Consider the following 17,687-nt stretch of genomic DNA (forward strand, 5'->3'; position numbering starts at 1 on the left):
GCGAAAGTCGATTTTTTGATTACATAGATAGGTGGATCGGCTGTCTCAACCCTCCAAGAGGGTGCGATGTGCGCCCCAAACAGAGGGGGGCTTTATGCGGATAAATGGATTGGGCGCGTTCGCTGCAGGCGTTTGCATGATGGCGTTGGTGGTGCCCGCGCAGGCGCAGGTCCAGGAGCAAACCTATAATATCCCAGCCGGCACTCTGCGATCGGCACTCGATGCATTCGGTCGTCAGTCCGGCAAGCCGATTATCTACAAGGTGGACGAGGTTCAAGAAAATCGTTCGCGCGGTTTTCGCGGAACGGCAACGTCCCAGGCGGCGCTCGATGCGATCCTGGCGGGAACGCCTTTTACAGCACGAATCGTTGGATCGGGTGCAGTCGCGATCGTGAAGGTGGGAAACGGCGGACCCGGCGCTAGCGATGGCGCGCTCGCGGATTCTTTAACGGAAACGGCATCCTCCGAAAGGGAAGGCGGCGAAATCGTTATTACCGCTCAGAAGCGAAATGAGCGACTGGTGGACGTGCCTGTCCCGGTCACGGCGCTGAGCGGTTCCAATCTCATCCAGCAAAATCTTGTGCGCCTCGCGGATTACGCGCGTCGCGTTCCCGGGCTCACTGTGGCCGGGAACGATCTCGACGCGATCTCCATCCGCGGGATCAACGCGGGTAGCAGCGGGAGCAATCCGACTGTTGCCGTCACGCTCGATGATCTGCCGGTCACTGGTTCGATCGGCCTCAGCGGCCCCTTCTTTCCGGATATCGACCCGGCAAATCTTTCCCGTGTCGAGGTGCTGCGCGGGCCACAGGGTACGCTATACGGCGCCTCCAGCCTCGGCGGGTTGATCAAGTTGGTTTCGCGCACGCCGGACACGACGGAATTTTCCGGCCGGGTCGAACTCGGCGGAAGCGATGTTCTGCATGGGAACCAGGGTTGGCAGGCGCGAGCGTCTATCAATATTCCCGTATGGCAGGATCGCCTCGGCGTTCGGATCAGCGGCTTCAAGAGGGAAGACCCGCGCTGGCTCGATAACATCAACCCGATCTATGCCGGGAAGGACGTGAACAAGTCCAGCACAGAGGGGTGGCGCGCGGCGCTGGTCTTCAAGCCGTTCGACGACCTGACCATCAATGCGTCCTATCTGCGGCAGACAGTCAAATCCAGCGGCGGCGGAACGGTGCAGGTGACTCCGTACCCGACCGACTACCGACCGCTGAATGGTTACGATGCCATCGATATCGTGCCGGGGGCAGCGGAAAGCCTGACCCGGATCATCAGTCTCAGGGCAGAATATGAACTGCCTTTCGGCACGCTCACGTCCGTCAGCGGGTGGAGCAAGTTCGCGAACAATTCCAACAGCGACGAAACGCTCAACTTCCCCTTTGTCTTCTCCGATATCGGCGGGCTTGGCCCACTGTTTCCGGGTGCGCCCGCCGGCTCCAGCGTCGATCTTAGCAATATCCTCGAGAATAAGAAATTCTCGCAGGAAGTTCGGCTGGCTTCCGATCCCGAAGCGCGGTTCAGCTGGTTGGTCGGGGGGTTCTACACCAGGGAACATCCGCTTCTGCGACAGGCTTTGAGCGCGCTAGACCCGTCTGGCGGCGAGCTTGGACTGATCGTTGCCTTTCCAGTTCCGCAGCGTTTCACGGAAAAGGCGATCTTCGGCAGCCTCACCTACAAGTTCAATGATCACTTCGATGTTCAGGTCGGCGGCAGATACAGCGAGAACAAGCAGCGGTTCCAGCAGAACCAGATCACGGGCGACGTAGCCGTGGGGCTGTTCGGCCCCAGCAGCGTCAACGCGCCGGTATTCCGGGCCGGGGACGATTCCTTCACTTGGCTGGTCACGCCGCGCTATCGTTTCAACGAGGATCTGATGATTTATGGCCGTTTCGCAAGCGGCTATCGTCCGGGCGGTGCCAACACCGCGGCGGCGGCCGGCGCAACGTTCCGACCAGACCGCGTCAACAACTACGAACTGGGGCTGAAAGGATATCTGGCGGATCGCAAGGTCACGCTCGACTCATCCCTCTTCTGGATCGATTGGGATGATATCCAGCTGGCCGGCCAGACAGCCGCCGGGCTGAACATCCTGACGAACGGTGGGGCCGCACGCAGCCGCGGCGTCGAGTTTTCGGGCGAGTGGCGGCTGGGTGGAGGCTGGTCGGTCAACGGCAACGCCACGTACACCGACGCGGTCTTGACGGAGACGATCGTGCCGTCCTCGGCGGGCACCTACCTGGTTATTGGTCCCAAGGGAACACAACTGCCCCTGACGCCGCGTTTCGCAAGCAATCTGGGCGTGGCGAAGACGGTGGAGCTGGGCGATCGCTGGAGCGTCGAACTGGGCGCGAACTGGAGCCATGTCGGCAACCGCAACTCGCTTCTGCGTTTGGCCACGCCTGCTGCGGCGGCACGCAGCGATGCGCTCCGTGTTCCGGCCTATGATGTCGTGGATATGCATGTGACGCTGACGGATGGTGATTGGGAGGCCACGCTGTTTGCCCGCAATGTTACGAACGACCGGGGCATCGTTTCCATTTCCGACAGCCAGGGTCTTTCTCCGGCGACCAGCGCGACGTTCGTGCAGCCCAGGACGATCGGCGTCATTTTTGCCCGCAATTTCTGACATTCAACGAAACGAACGCCTGCCAACCAGAGCCGCAAGGGCACGAACCATGAGAAGCCGAGGCTATTCATTGAGAGCGGCGATTTGTGCCGGACTCGCCCTTGCGGCAGGCGGGCTGATCAGTTCCGCCGCGCTCTCGCAAGACAGCGGCGGAGATATCCCGCTTGATACCTATGCCCGCGCCGGGACGCTCGTCAGTGCGCCTGGCGGACGAAAGCTCAACATACGTTGTGTTGGCGCTGGCAGTCCGGTTGTTGTCTTGACTGCGGGTGGCGGTGATCAATCCCTCACCTGGCGCTCGCTTCAGTCCAGGTTGGCCGAAGGGGGCACGGTCTGCGCGTGGGATCGAGCCGGCTTCGGTTTCAGTGACCCGAGCCCCTTTCCGCAGGATGTGGATCACCGCACAGACGATCTTGAGCGGGTGCTGTCGGGCGCGGGGCTGAAGCCGCCTTTCATCCTTGTGGGACATTCGCTCGGAAGCTTTGAAACGCTGATGTACGCTTTTCGTCATCGCGCGCGCGTTGCCGGGGTCGTGCTGGTCGATCCTTCCGCACCGGATCAGGATGTACGGCTGAAACGGGCGGCACCATTCTTCTATAAGCTGATCGATGGATTCCAGCAGGGTGCGATGGCGGGGCTGCAGGCGTGCATCGACGGCGCGGCCGAACAAGAGAGGGTTTCCAATCCGGACTGCGTTGCCGTCCCCCCAAAAGAATACCCGATCGAGCTTCGAGAGGTGATGCAACAGCGAGATGGTCTGATCGCAGCTAAGCGAAGCCAGCTTTCTCTCTTTCAATCGATGTTCTCCGGGGTCGATTCCAGGCAGCTGCGTGCGGCATGGCGCAACCTGGGGGATATTCCGGTCACTGTCCTGAGCGCGGGTCTGCCGCCGCCGATCCCGTTGGAAGGCGAGGCGAAGGAGGATGTGCCGTTGATGCAGGCTGAATGGTGGAAGATGCACGATGAGATCGCGCAGGTCTCGTCGAGAGGTACGCGTCGAACCGTGGCAGATGCAACGCACTATATTTACCTGGACCAGCCAGGGATCGTGCTGGATGCGATCGACACAATGCGAGCCGGAGCGGCCGGGGCTGTGCCTCGAGAAGTTCGGCCCAAGGGCAAGACCGGACCGCAACGTCGCGATCGGTAATCATCCGGGCAGTTTGTCTGCGCAGGTGAACGAACGCCAGGCGCTCCTTTTTCTTCAAAGCCCGGAACGCCCGTTTTATCGGCGGTATTGGTCCGGCGACGATGCTACGTTGCGGGAACATCGTGCGCATGTGCCAGACGAAGCCACTGAATCCCATCCTGACGCGCGGGTCGCCGATCTCCCGGCGTCGTTCGCCCAGTTACCCTGGACCGGATCGTCGACTTCGAAAGTCTGTTCAATGAGGCAGTACGAGATTCGTATTCATTGGATCTCTGGGGAGCGGCATATCTTTCGAATGGCGGCGCATCTGGCGACGGCCTCGAATATTTTCGATGCCGTTTAATTTCCCAGGGCCGGCGCGTGTTGGAAGTGGTTTCCGTTAACCCTGACAGCCTGGCGGAGATGCTGGCAGCGGACACCGCGGATGGGCTCCTGGTTCCGGCTTTTGGGCCAAGCTGCCCTTGAACAGGAAGCTATCGTTTCCGGTTTCGAGGATGATGCAACGGGGGTAGGCCCGAGATCAACCAGCGTTTGCAGTAGGGCATGCCGGACGCCTGGTTCGGCATAGTGTCGGAACGATACATAGACCGAGTTCCACATGCCGTAGCTCGTGCATTTGGCGCCTACGGCCGCCAGCCGGCAACACATGAAGCATGTCACGGAGAAATCGCCGGTTATCGCCTGCGGGACAAGCCCATCGTTCGCGCTCGACTGGCAGAAGTGCCCGTTCAGTTCCCATACCGCGTCCGGCAATCCCCACGGCCCATGAATGCTCCCGAAGAGCAACATTGAACCAGAATCGGGACCGATTGGGGATCTCCTTTGCCAACACGACTGCATCGGAGCTGCGCGATAATATCGTCCGAATGCTTCAAAAGTGTGGCCGGTTGGATGATGGGCGAGGGTCATTTCCGGTTTATGGGGGGGGAATGGTCGGAAAGGGCTGCCCTCAAAGTGGGCTTTGAAATGAGAGGGTGGCTTGAACGTTGACGCTACGGCCAAAAATTTCCTCGCCTTAATCGTATTCTATTGCCGCATGAAATTATTATTGCCGATAGCAGGCCGGAGTTTATTGATACTTCACTCTGCAAAAATAGATCGCGGCGAAACATTTTATATTAATTTTATTAAGTAAAAAATTAAGAAAAGGGGATAAAAATGTTTCCAAACAAAGAAAAAACAACCGCATCAATTAGATTTGTGTTGTTGGGTGCTACGGCGTGCACATTGATGGCCTCCAATGCTGTGTTGGCAGATCAATTTCCGTCAGAGCAATCGAGTGCCATTGGGGGCGTCGATAGCAACGAAATCGTCGTCACTGCTACCCGTTCGGGCGCACAGTCCATTCAGAATGTCCCTATTTCCGTCACCGCACTTAATCCTGAAGCATTGCAACGCCAGGGCAATGACGCCCTTTCAGACATAAGTCGCGCGGTTCCAGGCTTGTTCATTCAGGAGCAAGGGGGCGGACAAAACAAGATTGTCATGCGTGGTATTAACGCTACGAGCGGCATCAATCAGACGGATACGGCTGAGAATGCGCTTGTTTCGGTTTATCTCGACGATGTGCCGATCTCGATCCAGGGCTCCACACCGGATATTCGGGTGTATGATCTGGAACGTGTTGAATTTTTGCGCGGTCCTCAGGGTACGCTGTTCGGCGCCGGGGCGATGGCGGGTACCGTGCGGTATATTACGCGCAAGCCCGGGCTAAGCAGCTTTGAAGGTTCGGCAGAAGGATCTTTGGCCACTACGCGTGGCGGCGATAACAGCTACAGTGTCCGTGGAATGATCAATGTTCCGCTCGTCACGGACCAACTCGGCCTTCGTGTCACCGCCTATCGTGGAAAGGATGGCGGCTACATCGATAACGTGGTTGGTGCTGACAACTTCAATGACCTTGACATGACCCAGGTCAGGTCAATTGTTCGTTACCAGAATCAGTCGAACTTTACCGCAGATCTGAGCTATCTGTATGGAAACGTCGACAGTTCGGCCAGGAGTTTTGCTTATGACGGTCTGGAGGAGTACGAATTTCAGGCGAACAATCCGTCAGGACTAAAAGACCGATTCCATATATTCAACTTTGCTCCTCAATTGGAAATCGGGTCGATAACGCTTTTTTCCTCTACATCATACATTTCCCGGAAATACACATTCTTCGACTCTCAGGAATTCTTTTCCGCCGGCCTTCTGGGTTTGGACACCCCTGAAGCGGCTGCGCTGACGGTCAATGACATTACCGACTTCACGCAAGAGTTCAGAGTGACAACCGATCAAAGTCGCCCTCTGAGGGTACAGCTTGGGGCGTTTTATGAACGGCAGACACGACACTATGACCAGAGCAACGTCTGGCCCGGTCTTGATAGTGCATTCGGTATCGACTCATTAGACTTTTTCGCCGAGGCGCCCGATCAGATTTTTCGTTCCGACACCAATACGAAGACCAAGCAATTGGCCTTCTTTGGAGAGGTGGCTTACTCACCGGTGCCGGCGCTCGATCTCACGGCTGGCCTCCGCTACTTCGACTGGAGCCAACATTACACGTTGCTTACAGCGGGCCTAGCTGGCGTCGATGCTTCAGGCCAGCCGCTTACACTAGCGGGAGATTCGAAGGCAAACGGCTTTAATCCCCGCGCAGCGGCCTCCTATCATGTGACTGATGACGTCATGATCTATGCCGAAGCCGCACGTGGCTTCCGCTACGGCGGAATTAACCAGGTTGTCCCGCTCGACTTTTGCGGACCGGCGCTCGCGGCCCAGGGGTTGGCTGCTGCCCCGATCGATTTTGGTCCTGACAAACTGTGGAGCTATACGATCGGCGAGAAGGCTCAGTTTCTTGATCGTAAAGTGACATTGAACGTTGCTGCGTTCCTGGCGAACTGGAACGATGTGCAAACCCGCCGCAATCTCGACTCCTGTGGATACAACTTCACGGAAAACTCGGGTCGGATACGGAGCAAGGGATTGGAAATTGAGTCGCGCGTTCAGCCCACCGACAATTTGTCGTTGACGGCGAGCGGAAGTTATACCGACGCGAAAACCCGAGATATAAATCCCAATATTGCACCCTTTGCCGGCGCACGTGTTCCCTACTTTCCAAAATATATTATGAGCATCGGAGCGGAGTATGAAATTCCGCTGAAGGGTACGAATCTCATCTTGCAGGGAGATTATACTTACCGGAGTTCGACGGGAACGCGGTTCAATCCCGCCGACCTGGGCTATCGTACCATTCCCGCATCGAATGTTTTCAACGCGGCAATCACGTTGGAGGCTGACAGCTTCTCGGTTTCGCTGTTTGCGAAAAACCTGACTGACGAATATGTCATCCAGGGTATTTATAATAACGCGTATCCAGCTATTCAGCCCGGAGATACCCTCACAGTTGGTCGCCCAAGAACGGTGGGATTGAGGGTCAAGAAGCAGTTCTAGCGCATGCGTGAAGGCGTCTGCCGGTGTTCATGGCCTGTCATTGTAAAGGAACCGGGATTTGTGATGTCGACAATTCCGGTTCCTTCAATCCCCAATTCAAAGAGCTCACCACTGTTCGAGCTTTCTAGTCACTGTTGATGGCTACGAGGCCATGCTCCCAGTAGAACGAATTTTCGGGATGTTCATTGGGTCTCGATACTCCCAGGTTGAATTTTCAATAAAAAGAAGTCTGATCGCAACCGACTTCGTCGCTTCAAGAGACTATTGCTGAACAATGCCTCCCAGCAGGGCGGCAGTTGAGATAGAAGTCAGATTATAGGGGTGAGGAATGTTGCAGCAGGCGCGAGTGGTCATAATCGGTGGCGGCGTTATTGGGTGTAGTGTCCTCTACCATCTGACGAAGCAGGGGTGGACGGACGTTGTCCTGCTTGAGCGCAAGGAATTGACTGCTGGCTCCACCTGGCATGCGGCGGGCGGGTTCCACACCATCAATGGCAATGCCAATATTGCACGTCTGCAAGCTTACACCTGTGGTATTTACAAGGAGATTCAGGAGCTTTCGGGTCAGGATGTTGGGGCGCATTATGTCGGCGGCCTTCTGGTCGCCGCCACAAATCAGCGCTGGGAATATTTGAGAGCCGAGCACGCCAGACACCATGTGCTCGGAATCGAATCGGAACTTCTTGGGCCCGCGGAAATCAAGAAACTGTGTTCGATCATGGATACGCGAGACGTGATAGGCGCAATCTACGACCCGCTTGAAGGGTATTTAGATCCATCGGGCGCGACATATGCCTATGCCGGGGCCGCCAAGGCCGCAGGTGCAACAATCTACCGCCATACAATGGTTGAGGGCCTGGCTCGCCGGCCCGGCGGTGAATGGGAAGTTCGCACGAATAAGGGTGTCATTGTCGCCGAGCATGTTGTTAATGCTGGTGGCCTATGGGCGCGCGAGGTCGGAAAGATGGCAGGCGTGGATCTACCGCTTGTTCCGATGGAGCACCATTATCTCATCACTGATGATCTGCCCGAGCTCAATGGCCTGCCGGAGATGCCATCCATAGCGGACCTCGACGGTGGTCTTTACCTGCGTCAAGAGCATCAGGGCATGTTGCTGGGTGTTTATGAAAGCAATGCCGTGCCGTGGGCAGTCGCCGGCACGCCTTGGGATTATGCCGAGAACGAACTTCTCATTCCCGACCTCGACCGGCTGGGCGAGGATTTGACGCGCGGCTTCGAACGCTATCCGGCGATTGCCAGTGCCGGCATCAAGAGAATCGTGAACGGACCGTTTACATTTTCGCCCGATGGCAATCCGCTCGTCGGTCCTGTCGCGGGCCTTCCCAACTACTGGGTGGCTTGCGGCGTTATGGCCGGGTTTGTGCAGGGTGGCGGCGTCGGGCGATCGCTCGCCGAATGGATGGTTGATGGCCAACCATCCGTCGACGTATTCGGAATGGATATTGCCCGCTTTGATACGCGTCTTCCTCAATCTGTCACCATTGCTCGCGCCCGCGAGTTTTACGGGCGCCGCTTCGATATTCCCTACCCGAACGAGACCTGGCTTGCCGGCCGGCCGTACAAGACCTCGCCGCTGTACGCTGCGCATGAAGCCAAGGGGGCGGTATTCCTCAGCAGTTTTGGTTTCGAGGCGCCGGCCTATTTCGCACCCGCCGGTCAACCCTTCCAGGAGCAGCCAACGTTTCGGCGTTCCAACGCCTTCGACATCATTGGGGCCGAGTGCCGGGCTCTCCGATCTGCTGTTGGCGTCGTCGATCTGTCCGCTGTATCGAAGTTCTTTGTTTCCGGGCCCGATGCCGAAGCCTTCCTTCGTAAAGTAGTCGCGTCGCCTTTGCCGTCCATCGGGCGGACCGTCCCTGCGCTGCTCCTATCGGCCGCCGGCCGAATTATTGGCGATCTCAACGTCGGTTGCCGTGCCGATGGACGATATTTCCTGACAGCGCCGACCTTCATGCAGGCGGTATACGAACGCTGTTTTCTGGAGCACGCGCGCAATTTCGATGTCACGCTCCGCAATGCAACTGACGAGCTTGGCGCTCTTTTTGTCGCCGGGCCGCGCGCGGTGGAGTTGATCGACGCTCTCAGTGCCCATTATCGTATCGGTACTGCGCTCAAGTCTGGAGACCTTGCCGAGGCCGCGATCGGCTATGCTCCCTGTCATGTTGTCGCGTCCGACCGGATCGGCGAGAGGGGCTTCGAACTCTATACACCGAATGTCCATCTAGAGGCGCTTTATCGCCAAATTCTCATTACGGGGCGGGCTTTCGGTGTCCGTGACATCGGAATCCGAGCGTTCAGCACGCTTGTCATGGAACAAGCGCCCGGAACGACCCTGCGTGAGATGTCTCAGGACCACACGGTCGCGGAATGTGGCTCTCATGATCTCTTGGACCATGAACGATCCGATTATGTTGGTCACGCTGCGGCCATGGCATCTCTTGCTCACGAACCCGAATTTCGGCTTTCAGCACTTCGTGTCGAAACGCTGGACGCCGATCCGGTCGGAGAAGAGCCCGTATGGGTCGGGGACCGCTATGTCGGGTACACAACTTCAGGTCATTACGGGCATACCGTTGGCTATGCGATGGCGATGGCGTTTCTTAACGAGGAAGGGCGCGCACCCGGCGCGTCGCTTGAGGTTTCGGTTCTCGGGGAAAGGTGTCGAGCGCGTATCGTGACGATTCCATTTCCAAAGCTTGAACCAATGACCATAGAATTGCCAGAGCTCGTCACGGGCCAAATATGAGGAGGCTGAATTTGCAAGCCTGGCAAAGGCTATTGGCGCTGGTTCTTATGTCGTGCCCAGCGAATGCGGCAGAACAACGACCCTCGCGTGATGCAATCGACATCCTCGATGCACGTAATATCGCAACGGAAAAATCTGGCATTCCTGTCCTCATGCGCGACGGGACACAGCTCTTTGCGACCATTATCATGCCGAAAGTCAATGACCAGGAACGTTTGCCTACAATCCTGATCCAGACGCCCTATTCAATCGATACGGAACTCAAGCTCGGCACCACTATCCTGCCTAGGCTTGTAAGGGCCGGCTATGCGATCGTGGTTGTAAACATTCGTGGAACGCAATGGTCGGAGGGAAAGTACCGCTGGATGATCGGCGCCGCGGATGACGGCGAGGACAGTATCGAATGGATTATCAAGCAGCCTTGGTCCAATGGCAAGGTTGGTACATTTGGCTGTTCGACAAGCGGTGAGGTACAGCTTGCTCTGGCGAAGCGCAACCCGCCCGCCCTCAAAGCCACGGTGCCAATGGCTGCGGCAACAGGTTATGGCAGGATTCCAGGATTTGTAGATCAAGGTATCTTCTATACCGGCGGTGTGCCTTCCTATAATTGGGCGCAGTGGTATCGCTCCTATGGTCATTATTATCATCCCAAGCTTCCTTCTGGAATTTCCCAGGAAGAGCGTGAAAGACTAATGTCGTCCTATTCAGCCTCTGCCACAATCTCGAAAGAGATGGACTGGGCGAAGCATCTTCCCAGCGCTGAGGTGCTGTTGGCTGCCGGCACGCCGGACTCGGAATTCAACCGCCTCATTACCATGAAGCCAAACGATCCACGATGGGCCGAGTATGATTTTTTCAACGAAGGTGACAGCACGCGTGTGCCGATGCTCCACATAGATAGCTGGTACGATGCCATCGAGATTTTCCCGACGGCGAAAGGCTTCGAGTATCTTTCGAAGAACTCTCCGGACCAGTATCTCATCATCGGCGGCGGTGCCCATTGTTCAATGGGCTCCGAAACCGAGGAGACCATGGTTGGAGAGCGCCCCATAGGCGACGCGCGATTCGACTACGCGGGCCAGGTCGAACGCTGGTTCGACCATTGGCTGAAGAACGACGGTAAAGGTGAACTCGGCCTTCCCCGCGTCCAGTATTATCCATTGGCATCGAGTCGTTGGGAAAGCGCGCCAGCTTGGCCGCCGCGCTCGACAGTTCGCCGACTCTACCTCGATAGTCGAGGTAACGCGAATGGTTTGGCCGGCAGTGGGCTGCTATCGAGCGCCGCCGGTAGTGGGCCGCCAGACAAGTTCATTGCCGACCCGCTAAATCCGGTTCCGACACTAGGGGGAGGATGCTGCGATCGCAATGTTGCACGCGACCAGACCGCCATTGAGGAACGTGAAGATGTACTCGTCTACACGACGAAGCCCCTGGCCGAGACGCTAAAGATTGCGGGTTACATCAACGCGACGTTCTATTTTTCTACATCCGTTCCGGACGCGGATATCGCCATAAAGCTGGTCGATGTCTATCCCGATGGACGCGCATTCAATATCACGGACACCATACAGCGGCTTCGCTATCGCGATGGTATAGATCGCGAGGCACCGCTGAAGCCCGGACGGGTTTACAGAATCGATATTAAGCAATTGGTCGCGGCATCGCATTTTGCTCCCGGGCATCGACTTCGGATAGAAATTGCGGGGAGCAATTTTCCGCAATATGAGCGGAATATGCAGAGGGGAGACGCCAATCATGAGCAGCGTGAGCCGCTGGTTGCGCGCAACGTCATCTACCATGAACCTGGCAGAGCATCGTTTATCGAATTGCCGGTCGTCCGCTGACGAAGCTCAACAATCGATATCCTGATTGAATTTACCTCCTAAGAGGTTAGCCGTGGCCCGCATCCGTATCATCTCAATTTTTGCATCACGCATCCAAGCGTCGAACCGCGCACTCGATCGGTGGGTCAGGGCGATGATCGTGCTCGGCGCGGCTATATACATGGTGGCCGCCCAAGCCGGCCCGCTAGCGGCCACCGCTCCTGACCGCGAAAGCGGCACCATCGTTCCTCCGAACGCTGAGCTTGCGACCAGGCGTGCGCGCACGCTGGACAAGAAAGATGTTGATGCTTGGCTTGATGGGCTCATGCCCTATGCGCTGCACCGGGGGGATATTGCCGGAGCTGTCGTCGTCGTCGTCAAGGACGGCCAGCCATTGACCGCCCGCGGATTCGGTTATGCCGATGTTGCAAATCGCAAGCCGGTCGAGCCGGCGCGCACGTTGTTTCGCCCCGGATCGATCTCGAAACTGATGACCTGGACGGCGGTGATGCAGCTAGTCGAGCAAGGCAAGCTCGACCTTGATGCTGACGTCAACCGCTATCTCGATTTCCGCATCCCGCCCTATCAGGGAAAGCCTCTCACGCTGCGGAACTTGATGCATCATACCACGGGCTTCGACGACAGCGCGCGCAAGCTCATCCAGATTGGCGAGGTCACGCCCGAGCCGCTGGGCCAGGTGCTGCGCGAGGCTTTGCCCAAACGCATCCTCCCTCCCGGCGACATTAGCGCCTACTCCAACTACGGTGTGGGACTGGCGGGCTACATCGTCGAGCGTGCGTCGCGGATGCCGTTCGAGGACTATGTGGAACGGCATATTTTTGCCCCGCTGGACATGGACCGGTCCACCTTCCGCTATCCCCTGCCGGCGCAGCTGCGGCCCGACATGTCGAAGGGATATGCCTTGGGAAGCGGTGCCGCACTGCCTTACGAGGTGGTCCAGTTGACGCCCGCAGGCAGCATGGCCACGACGGGCACCGATATCGGCAAATTCATGATCGGCTATCTGTCGCGATCCGGCGCACTGATCAAGCCCGCCAGCGCTGCCCTTATGTACGACACGACCAACGATATGCTACCGCGCGGGAACCGCATGGCACTGGGTTTTTTCGCGGAAGATCGCAACGGGCACAGGGTGCGATCGCACGCCGGCGATACTATGCTGTTCCATAGCCATGTCTGGTTGTTTATCGATGACGACGTCGGCGTGTTCCTCTCGCTGAACAGCGCCGGCAAGGACGATGCAGCGGCCGCGATCCGAACCATGTTCCTGAAGGAGTTCGCCGATCGCTATTTCCCTGGCGACATCGCCGCGTCCTATCGCAAACCCTTGCCCGAGCAGGCGCGCAGCGACGCCCGGCTGATGGCCGGCCAGTATTGGACCAGTTGGCGGTCGGACACGAGTTTTCTCAGAATTTACAGTCTTTTCGATCAAATCACCGTAACCGCGACCGACGGTGGGATAGGCCTGACGCCAGACCGGGAGCCTGGGTGGCGGCCCGCGCGAGTGGATCGAGATCGCACCGCTACTGTGGCGTGCCAGCGATACGGGCAATCTACTCGAAGCGCGCGTCGTCGATGGGAGGGTGGAACGTTTCGCGACCCTGCCTTACGCCAACTACGTGCCTGTGCCGTGGTTTCTCTCGGCCCGGTGGCTGATCCCGGCGGGGCAGCTGGCGCTGCTGGTTATCACCCTTGCCGCAGCGAGTTGGTCGCTGCTACCGATCATTTGCCGCTGGCAGGGTTGCAAGGCCGATGCGTCGGTCGCGCGCGGCTGGGTGCATCACGCGACGCGAGCAACCGCAGTCGCTGTCCTGCTGGCTATGGCCAGCTGGTGTTACGTCATGACCGTGGGGCTGGCCGACCTGTCGGTGCTCAACGGCGGGATGGACGTGCCGCTGATCGTGCTGCAGGTGACCACCGCAATCGCGACGTTCGGTCTTGTCGTTCTCGCCGCTTGGGATTTCGTGTCCGGTTGGGCGGCGAAAGGCTGGCGTGGCCGGTTCGGTTCACTGCTGCTGCTGGTCGGCGCGGGGATAATCCTCTACATCTCCGTCGCGTTCCACTTGGTCCGCGTCAGTCTGCACTACTGACCTCGGCGTTCTCAGCCCACAACGGGGTCCTGGCTGCACAGCTCGCGGCGATGTTCGGACGGTGATTTGCCGAAGTGCTCCTTGAAGAAGCGGGCGAGGTGGGAACCGTCGTTGAAGCCGCATTCCAGCGCAATCTCGGTCATCGAACGGTCCGTATGTGCGACCATCCAACGAGCGCGCGATAGGCGCAGGCGCAGGCGGTATTCGCGTAGGCTGATGCCGACATCGGCCATGAAGCGCCGCTCGATCTGGCGTGTGCTTATGCCCAGCGTGGCCGCCAGCGTGGCGAGCGATTGCGGTTCGCCCAGATTCTGCTCGACGAGCAGCATGGCCTGCCGAACCAGACCGTCACGCGCCTGCCGGGTGACGATCGCTTCGGGCTGCCAGGCGCCGGAGGGCAGGGGTTGCTCCTCGATCATGATCCGCAGGGCCTTGATAGCCTGCGCGCGGCTGCACGATCGTTCTATCAGATGGGCGGCAAGGTGCACTACACTGGTTCCCCCTGCACACGTCAGGCGATCGCGATCGACGATGAACATCCGGTTGGATTGGACGCGCAGATCAGGAAATTCCGTCACGAATTCGTCGCTGTGCAACCAGCTTACGCAACATTCGTAGCCGTCCAGCAAACCCGCACGAGCCAGGATGAACGACCCGGTGCACAGACCGATCAGGGGAACCCCGACTCGGGCCGCGCCCTTGAGGAATGAGTAGGTGCCAGGTAGCACCTTCTGCCCGCCGTGAAGCAACCCGCCGACCACCGCGATATAATCGTAGCTGGCAGGGTCGCACAGCGGTGCAGTCGTCGTGACAGACACGGCGCAGCTGGACGGAATCAGGGCATCTTCATCACCCAGCACTGCCCAGCTGCAGTCGATCGGCCTGCTGCGATCGCCGTCGTCCGCTGCCAGCCGTATCGCATCAATAAAACCTGAAAAGGCCGTGAGCGTAAAGCGCGGCGCCAATACGAAGCCGACCCTCAGCCTTGCCTTGGCTGGCGTGGCCTCGGTCTGTGGCTTTCCGGCCATTTTTGCCATAGCTTCTGCCTTTCTCGCTCGCCTGACGGGGCTTGCCGCCACGCTCCCGTCAGCGCGCACGATGTCGAAATCATACAAGAAATCGACGGAAAGAAACACGCGGCGATCACGAAGGAGCGGTAAATGTGACTCAATGGCGAGCGTGCGGCGATACGCGACCCGCGGCAATGAAGGGTATCTCATGGACCGACGCACACTTGAAGGATCGCAACTACCGGACGTGTCCCGCCGCACCATGGCGCCATTGTCGCGTGGCCGCACGATCTTGCAATCGGCAATCGTCTGGGACAATCATGCGTGCGTACCGCTTCGGCGAGATGAAGTTTTCCTACCCGAACTGGAACGCTTCCGCAGCGCCGGCGCCACGATCGTCTCTCTCAACGTCGGCTATGCCGATCAGCCTTGGATCAGCCACATCGAAATACTGACCTGGTTGCGCCACTGGGTTGTGCACCAGGAGGGGGTGAGGCTGGTTTCGACCATCGCGGATATCGCTGCGTGCAAGCGGGACGGTGTGCTGGGCATCGTCTTCGACGTCGAGGGCATGGACCCTGTGGTCGACCGGCCCGAGCTGATCGGAACCTTCTACGATCTCGGCGTGCGCTGGATGTTGGTGGCCTACAATCGAGCGAACGGCGCGGGCGCGGGCTGCCTCGATGACGATACTGGGCTGACCGCGCGCGGTCGTGCGATTATCGACGAGATGGAGCGGGTCGGCATGGCGCTCTGCGTCAGCCACACTGGTCATCGCACCGCGCGCGAGGCGCTGGACTATGCGCGGGGGCCCGTGATCTTCTCGCATTCAAACCCGCACGGGGCCTTCGCGCATCCGCGCAATATTCCAGATGACCTGATTGTCGCCTGCGCGACGAAAGGCGGCGTCGTCGGGCTGACCGGATTCGGGCCGTTCCTCGGCGTCGCGGACAATCTGGTCGACGAATTGCTGCGCCATATCCGCTACGTCGTCGATCTTGTCGGTCCCGATCATGTCGGGCTCGGCCTCGACTATGTCTTCGACGAGGCGGAGTTCGCCGGCTTCGTGGCGCAGAATCCCAATCTCTTCCCTGCAGACCTTGCGACGTCGAATCGCATCCAGATGGTCGCGCCAGAAGCGATCGGAGAGATCGCTGACGGGCTCGCGCGCGTAGGCCTGACCGACGACCAGGTTCGTGGCGTGCTCGGTGAAAACTGGCTGCGCGTCGCATCGCAAGTGTGGAAGTAGGCCTGACCTTCCTTACGGGGCATGCGCCGAAAAGTTCTTGTATTTGCGCGACTATCAAGGCTTGATTGTCGTATTTATGATGGAATGTGTCGTTAATATTCAATCCATCACATTCAAATTTGCGTGAGAAGATGGGGACGGCCGACCGCACCGACGGGCCTCGGTCTTGCACCTCAAAGGAATATTGATGGCATTGACCTCCACACACCAAACCATGCCCGCCGCGCCGTTCTTCGGCGGGGCGCTGTGCGACACGGATCCCGTCGTCGGTGCCGCAATCGGAGCGGAACTCAAGCGTCAGCAGGATAAGCTCGAACTTATCGCATCCGAGAACATTGTTTCGACCGCAGTGCTGCAGGCGCAGGGGTCGGTGCTGACCAACAAGTATGCCGAGGGTTATCCGGGCAAACGCTATTACGGCGGTTGCGAACATGTCGACGTAACCGAGCAGCTGGCGATCGACCGCGCCTGCGAACTGTTCGGCGCAGGCTTCGCCAACGTGCAGCCCCACTCCGGCGCGCAGGCGAACATGGCCGTCGCCTATGCACTCCTCCAGCCCGGCGACACGATCATGGGCATGAGCCTGGCCCACGGCGGCCACCTGACCCACGGCGCCGCGCCGACATTCTCGGGCCGCTGGCTTCGCCCAGTGCAATACGGCGTGCGCGAAGACGACCAGCGTATTGATTACGACGCGGTCGAGGAACTGGCGCGCGAATATCGCCCTCGGCTGATAATTGCAGGCGGCTCGGCATATCCGCGGCAGATCGATTTCGCCCGTTTCCGGCAGATCGCTGACGCTGTCGATGCCACGCTGATGGTCGACATGGCGCATTTCGCCGGGCTGGTCGCAGGTGGCGCGCATCCCAATCCGCTGGACCACGCGCATGTCGTGACCTCGACAACGCACAAGACCTTGCGCGGCCCGCGTGGCGGCCTGATCCTGACGAATGACGAGGCCATCGCCAAAAAGGTCAACTCCGCGATCTTTCCCGGCATTCAGGGCGGCCCGCTGGAGCACGTCATCGCCGCCAAGGCCGTCGCCTTCGGCGAGGCGCTGCGTCCCGAATTCGCCGACTACGCGGTCCGCGTGGTCGAGAATGCGCGGGTTCTGGCCGGTGTCTTGGCCGACAACGGCTGCACCATCGTTTCGGGCGGGACCGACACGCATGTCGTGCTGGTCGATCTGCGCGCGAAGGGCCTGACCGGCAAGCGGGCCGAGCGCCTGCTGGACGAAGCCGGCATGACTTGCAACAAGAACGGCATCCCGTTCGATCCGGAAAAGCCCTTCGTGACTTCGGGCATCCGGCTCGGCTCCGCCGCGCTCACCACGCGCGGCTTCGACGGCGCGGCCTTTGCCGAAGTCGGCCAGCTGATCGTCCGTATCCTCGACACTGCCGAACAGGGTGACGTCTCACCCGACATCACCCGTACCGTCCGTTCGCAGGTCGCGGCGCTGTGCGAACGCTTTCCGATCTATGCCACAGAACGCGGCTGAAACCGGCGGACA

The 17,687-nt window shown here is 58.9% G+C and carries 10 protein-coding genes; 9 read left to right on the top strand and 1 reads right to left on the bottom strand.

Going from position 1 to position 17,687, the window contains the following annotated elements; translation table 11 throughout:
- Nucleotides 1-139 precede the first annotated feature (139 nt).
- The 7 genes from DFR51_RS03810 (at nucleotide 140) to DFR51_RS03840 (ending at nucleotide 13,983) form a co-directional block, all read left to right on the top strand.
- The gene (locus DFR51_RS03810; protein ID WP_170151742.1) at nucleotides 140-2,632 is read left to right on the top strand and encodes a TonB-dependent receptor; all 2,493 of its coding nucleotides are present in this window, start codon (nucleotides 140-142) and stop codon (nucleotides 2,630-2,632) included.
- A 49-nt stretch (nucleotides 2,633-2,681) separates the two neighbouring features.
- Entirely contained in the window at nucleotides 2,682-3,782 is a 1,101-nt protein-coding gene (locus DFR51_RS03815; protein ID WP_160119149.1) for an alpha/beta hydrolase, read from the top strand.
- 213 nt (nucleotides 3,783-3,995) lie between these two features.
- A complete protein-coding gene (locus DFR51_RS19585; protein WP_420853154.1) occupies nucleotides 3,996-4,247 on the top strand; it encodes a DUF4240 domain-containing protein in 252 nt (83 codons plus the stop codon).
- Nucleotides 4,248-4,940: 693 nt separating this feature from the next.
- On the top strand, nucleotides 4,941-7,217 hold the full coding sequence (locus DFR51_RS03825; RefSeq protein WP_121047694.1) for a TonB-dependent receptor: 2,277 nt from the start codon (nucleotides 4,941-4,943) through the stop codon (nucleotides 7,215-7,217).
- A gap of 328 nt (nucleotides 7,218-7,545) precedes the next feature.
- Nucleotides 7,546-9,984 (top strand): GcvT family protein, encoded by a 2,439-nt coding sequence (locus DFR51_RS03830; protein WP_121047695.1) that lies wholly within the window; start codon nucleotides 7,546-7,548, stop codon nucleotides 9,982-9,984.
- Nucleotides 9,985-10,016: 32 nt separating this feature from the next.
- Nucleotides 10,017-11,828, top strand: coding sequence for a CocE/NonD family hydrolase (locus DFR51_RS03835; RefSeq protein WP_243445613.1), 1,812 nt, complete (start codon nucleotides 10,017-10,019; stop codon nucleotides 11,826-11,828).
- Between the two features lie 52 nt (nucleotides 11,829-11,880).
- A complete protein-coding gene (locus tag DFR51_RS03840) occupies nucleotides 11,881-13,983 on the top strand; it encodes a serine hydrolase domain-containing protein (protein ID WP_121047697.1) in 2,103 nt (700 codons plus the stop codon).
- Here the strand turns inward: DFR51_RS03840 and DFR51_RS03845 are convergent.
- Complete coding sequence (locus DFR51_RS03845; RefSeq protein WP_207790670.1) at nucleotides 13,930-15,054, bottom strand: GlxA family transcriptional regulator; 1,125 nt, start codon at nucleotides 15,052-15,054, stop codon at nucleotides 13,930-13,932. The two genes, DFR51_RS03840 and DFR51_RS03845, sit on opposite strands and share 54 nt — an antisense overlap.
- An 82-nt stretch (nucleotides 15,055-15,136) precedes the next feature.
- Here DFR51_RS03845 and DFR51_RS03850 point away from each other — a divergent pair, with 82 nt between their 5' ends.
- Together DFR51_RS03850 and glyA are read left to right on the top strand one after the other, a co-directional pair.
- Nucleotides 15,137-16,177 (top strand): dipeptidase, encoded by a 1,041-nt coding sequence (locus DFR51_RS03850; protein WP_160119150.1) that lies wholly within the window; start codon nucleotides 15,137-15,139, stop codon nucleotides 16,175-16,177.
- A gap of 187 nt (nucleotides 16,178-16,364) precedes the next feature.
- Nucleotides 16,365-17,675, top strand: a complete 1,311-nt coding sequence (glyA, locus tag DFR51_RS03855; RefSeq protein WP_197723712.1) for a serine hydroxymethyltransferase — start codon at nucleotides 16,365-16,367, stop codon at nucleotides 17,673-17,675.
- Nucleotides 17,676-17,687 lie beyond the last annotated feature (12 nt).

Source organism: Sphingosinicella microcystinivorans, assembly GCF_003634215.1.
Lineage (GTDB): Bacteria > Pseudomonadota > Alphaproteobacteria > Sphingomonadales > Sphingomonadaceae > Sphingosinicella > Sphingosinicella microcystinivorans.

Coding starts and splice junctions, on each gene's coding strand:
- DFR51_RS03850 (WP_160119150.1), top strand. CDS start 15,137: ATGGACCGACGCACACTTGAAGGATCGCAACTACCGGACGTGTCCCGC.
- DFR51_RS03825 (WP_121047694.1), top strand. CDS start 4,941: ATGTTTCCAAACAAAGAAAAAACAACCGCATCAATTAGATTTGTGTTG.
- DFR51_RS03830 (WP_121047695.1), top strand. CDS start 7,546: ATGTTGCAGCAGGCGCGAGTGGTCATAATCGGTGGCGGCGTTATTGGG.
- DFR51_RS03810 (WP_170151742.1), top strand. CDS start 140: ATGGCGTTGGTGGTGCCCGCGCAGGCGCAGGTCCAGGAGCAAACCTAT.
- glyA (WP_197723712.1), top strand. CDS start 16,365: ATGGCATTGACCTCCACACACCAAACCATGCCCGCCGCGCCGTTCTTC.
- DFR51_RS03815 (WP_160119149.1), top strand. CDS start 2,682: ATGAGAAGCCGAGGCTATTCATTGAGAGCGGCGATTTGTGCCGGACTC.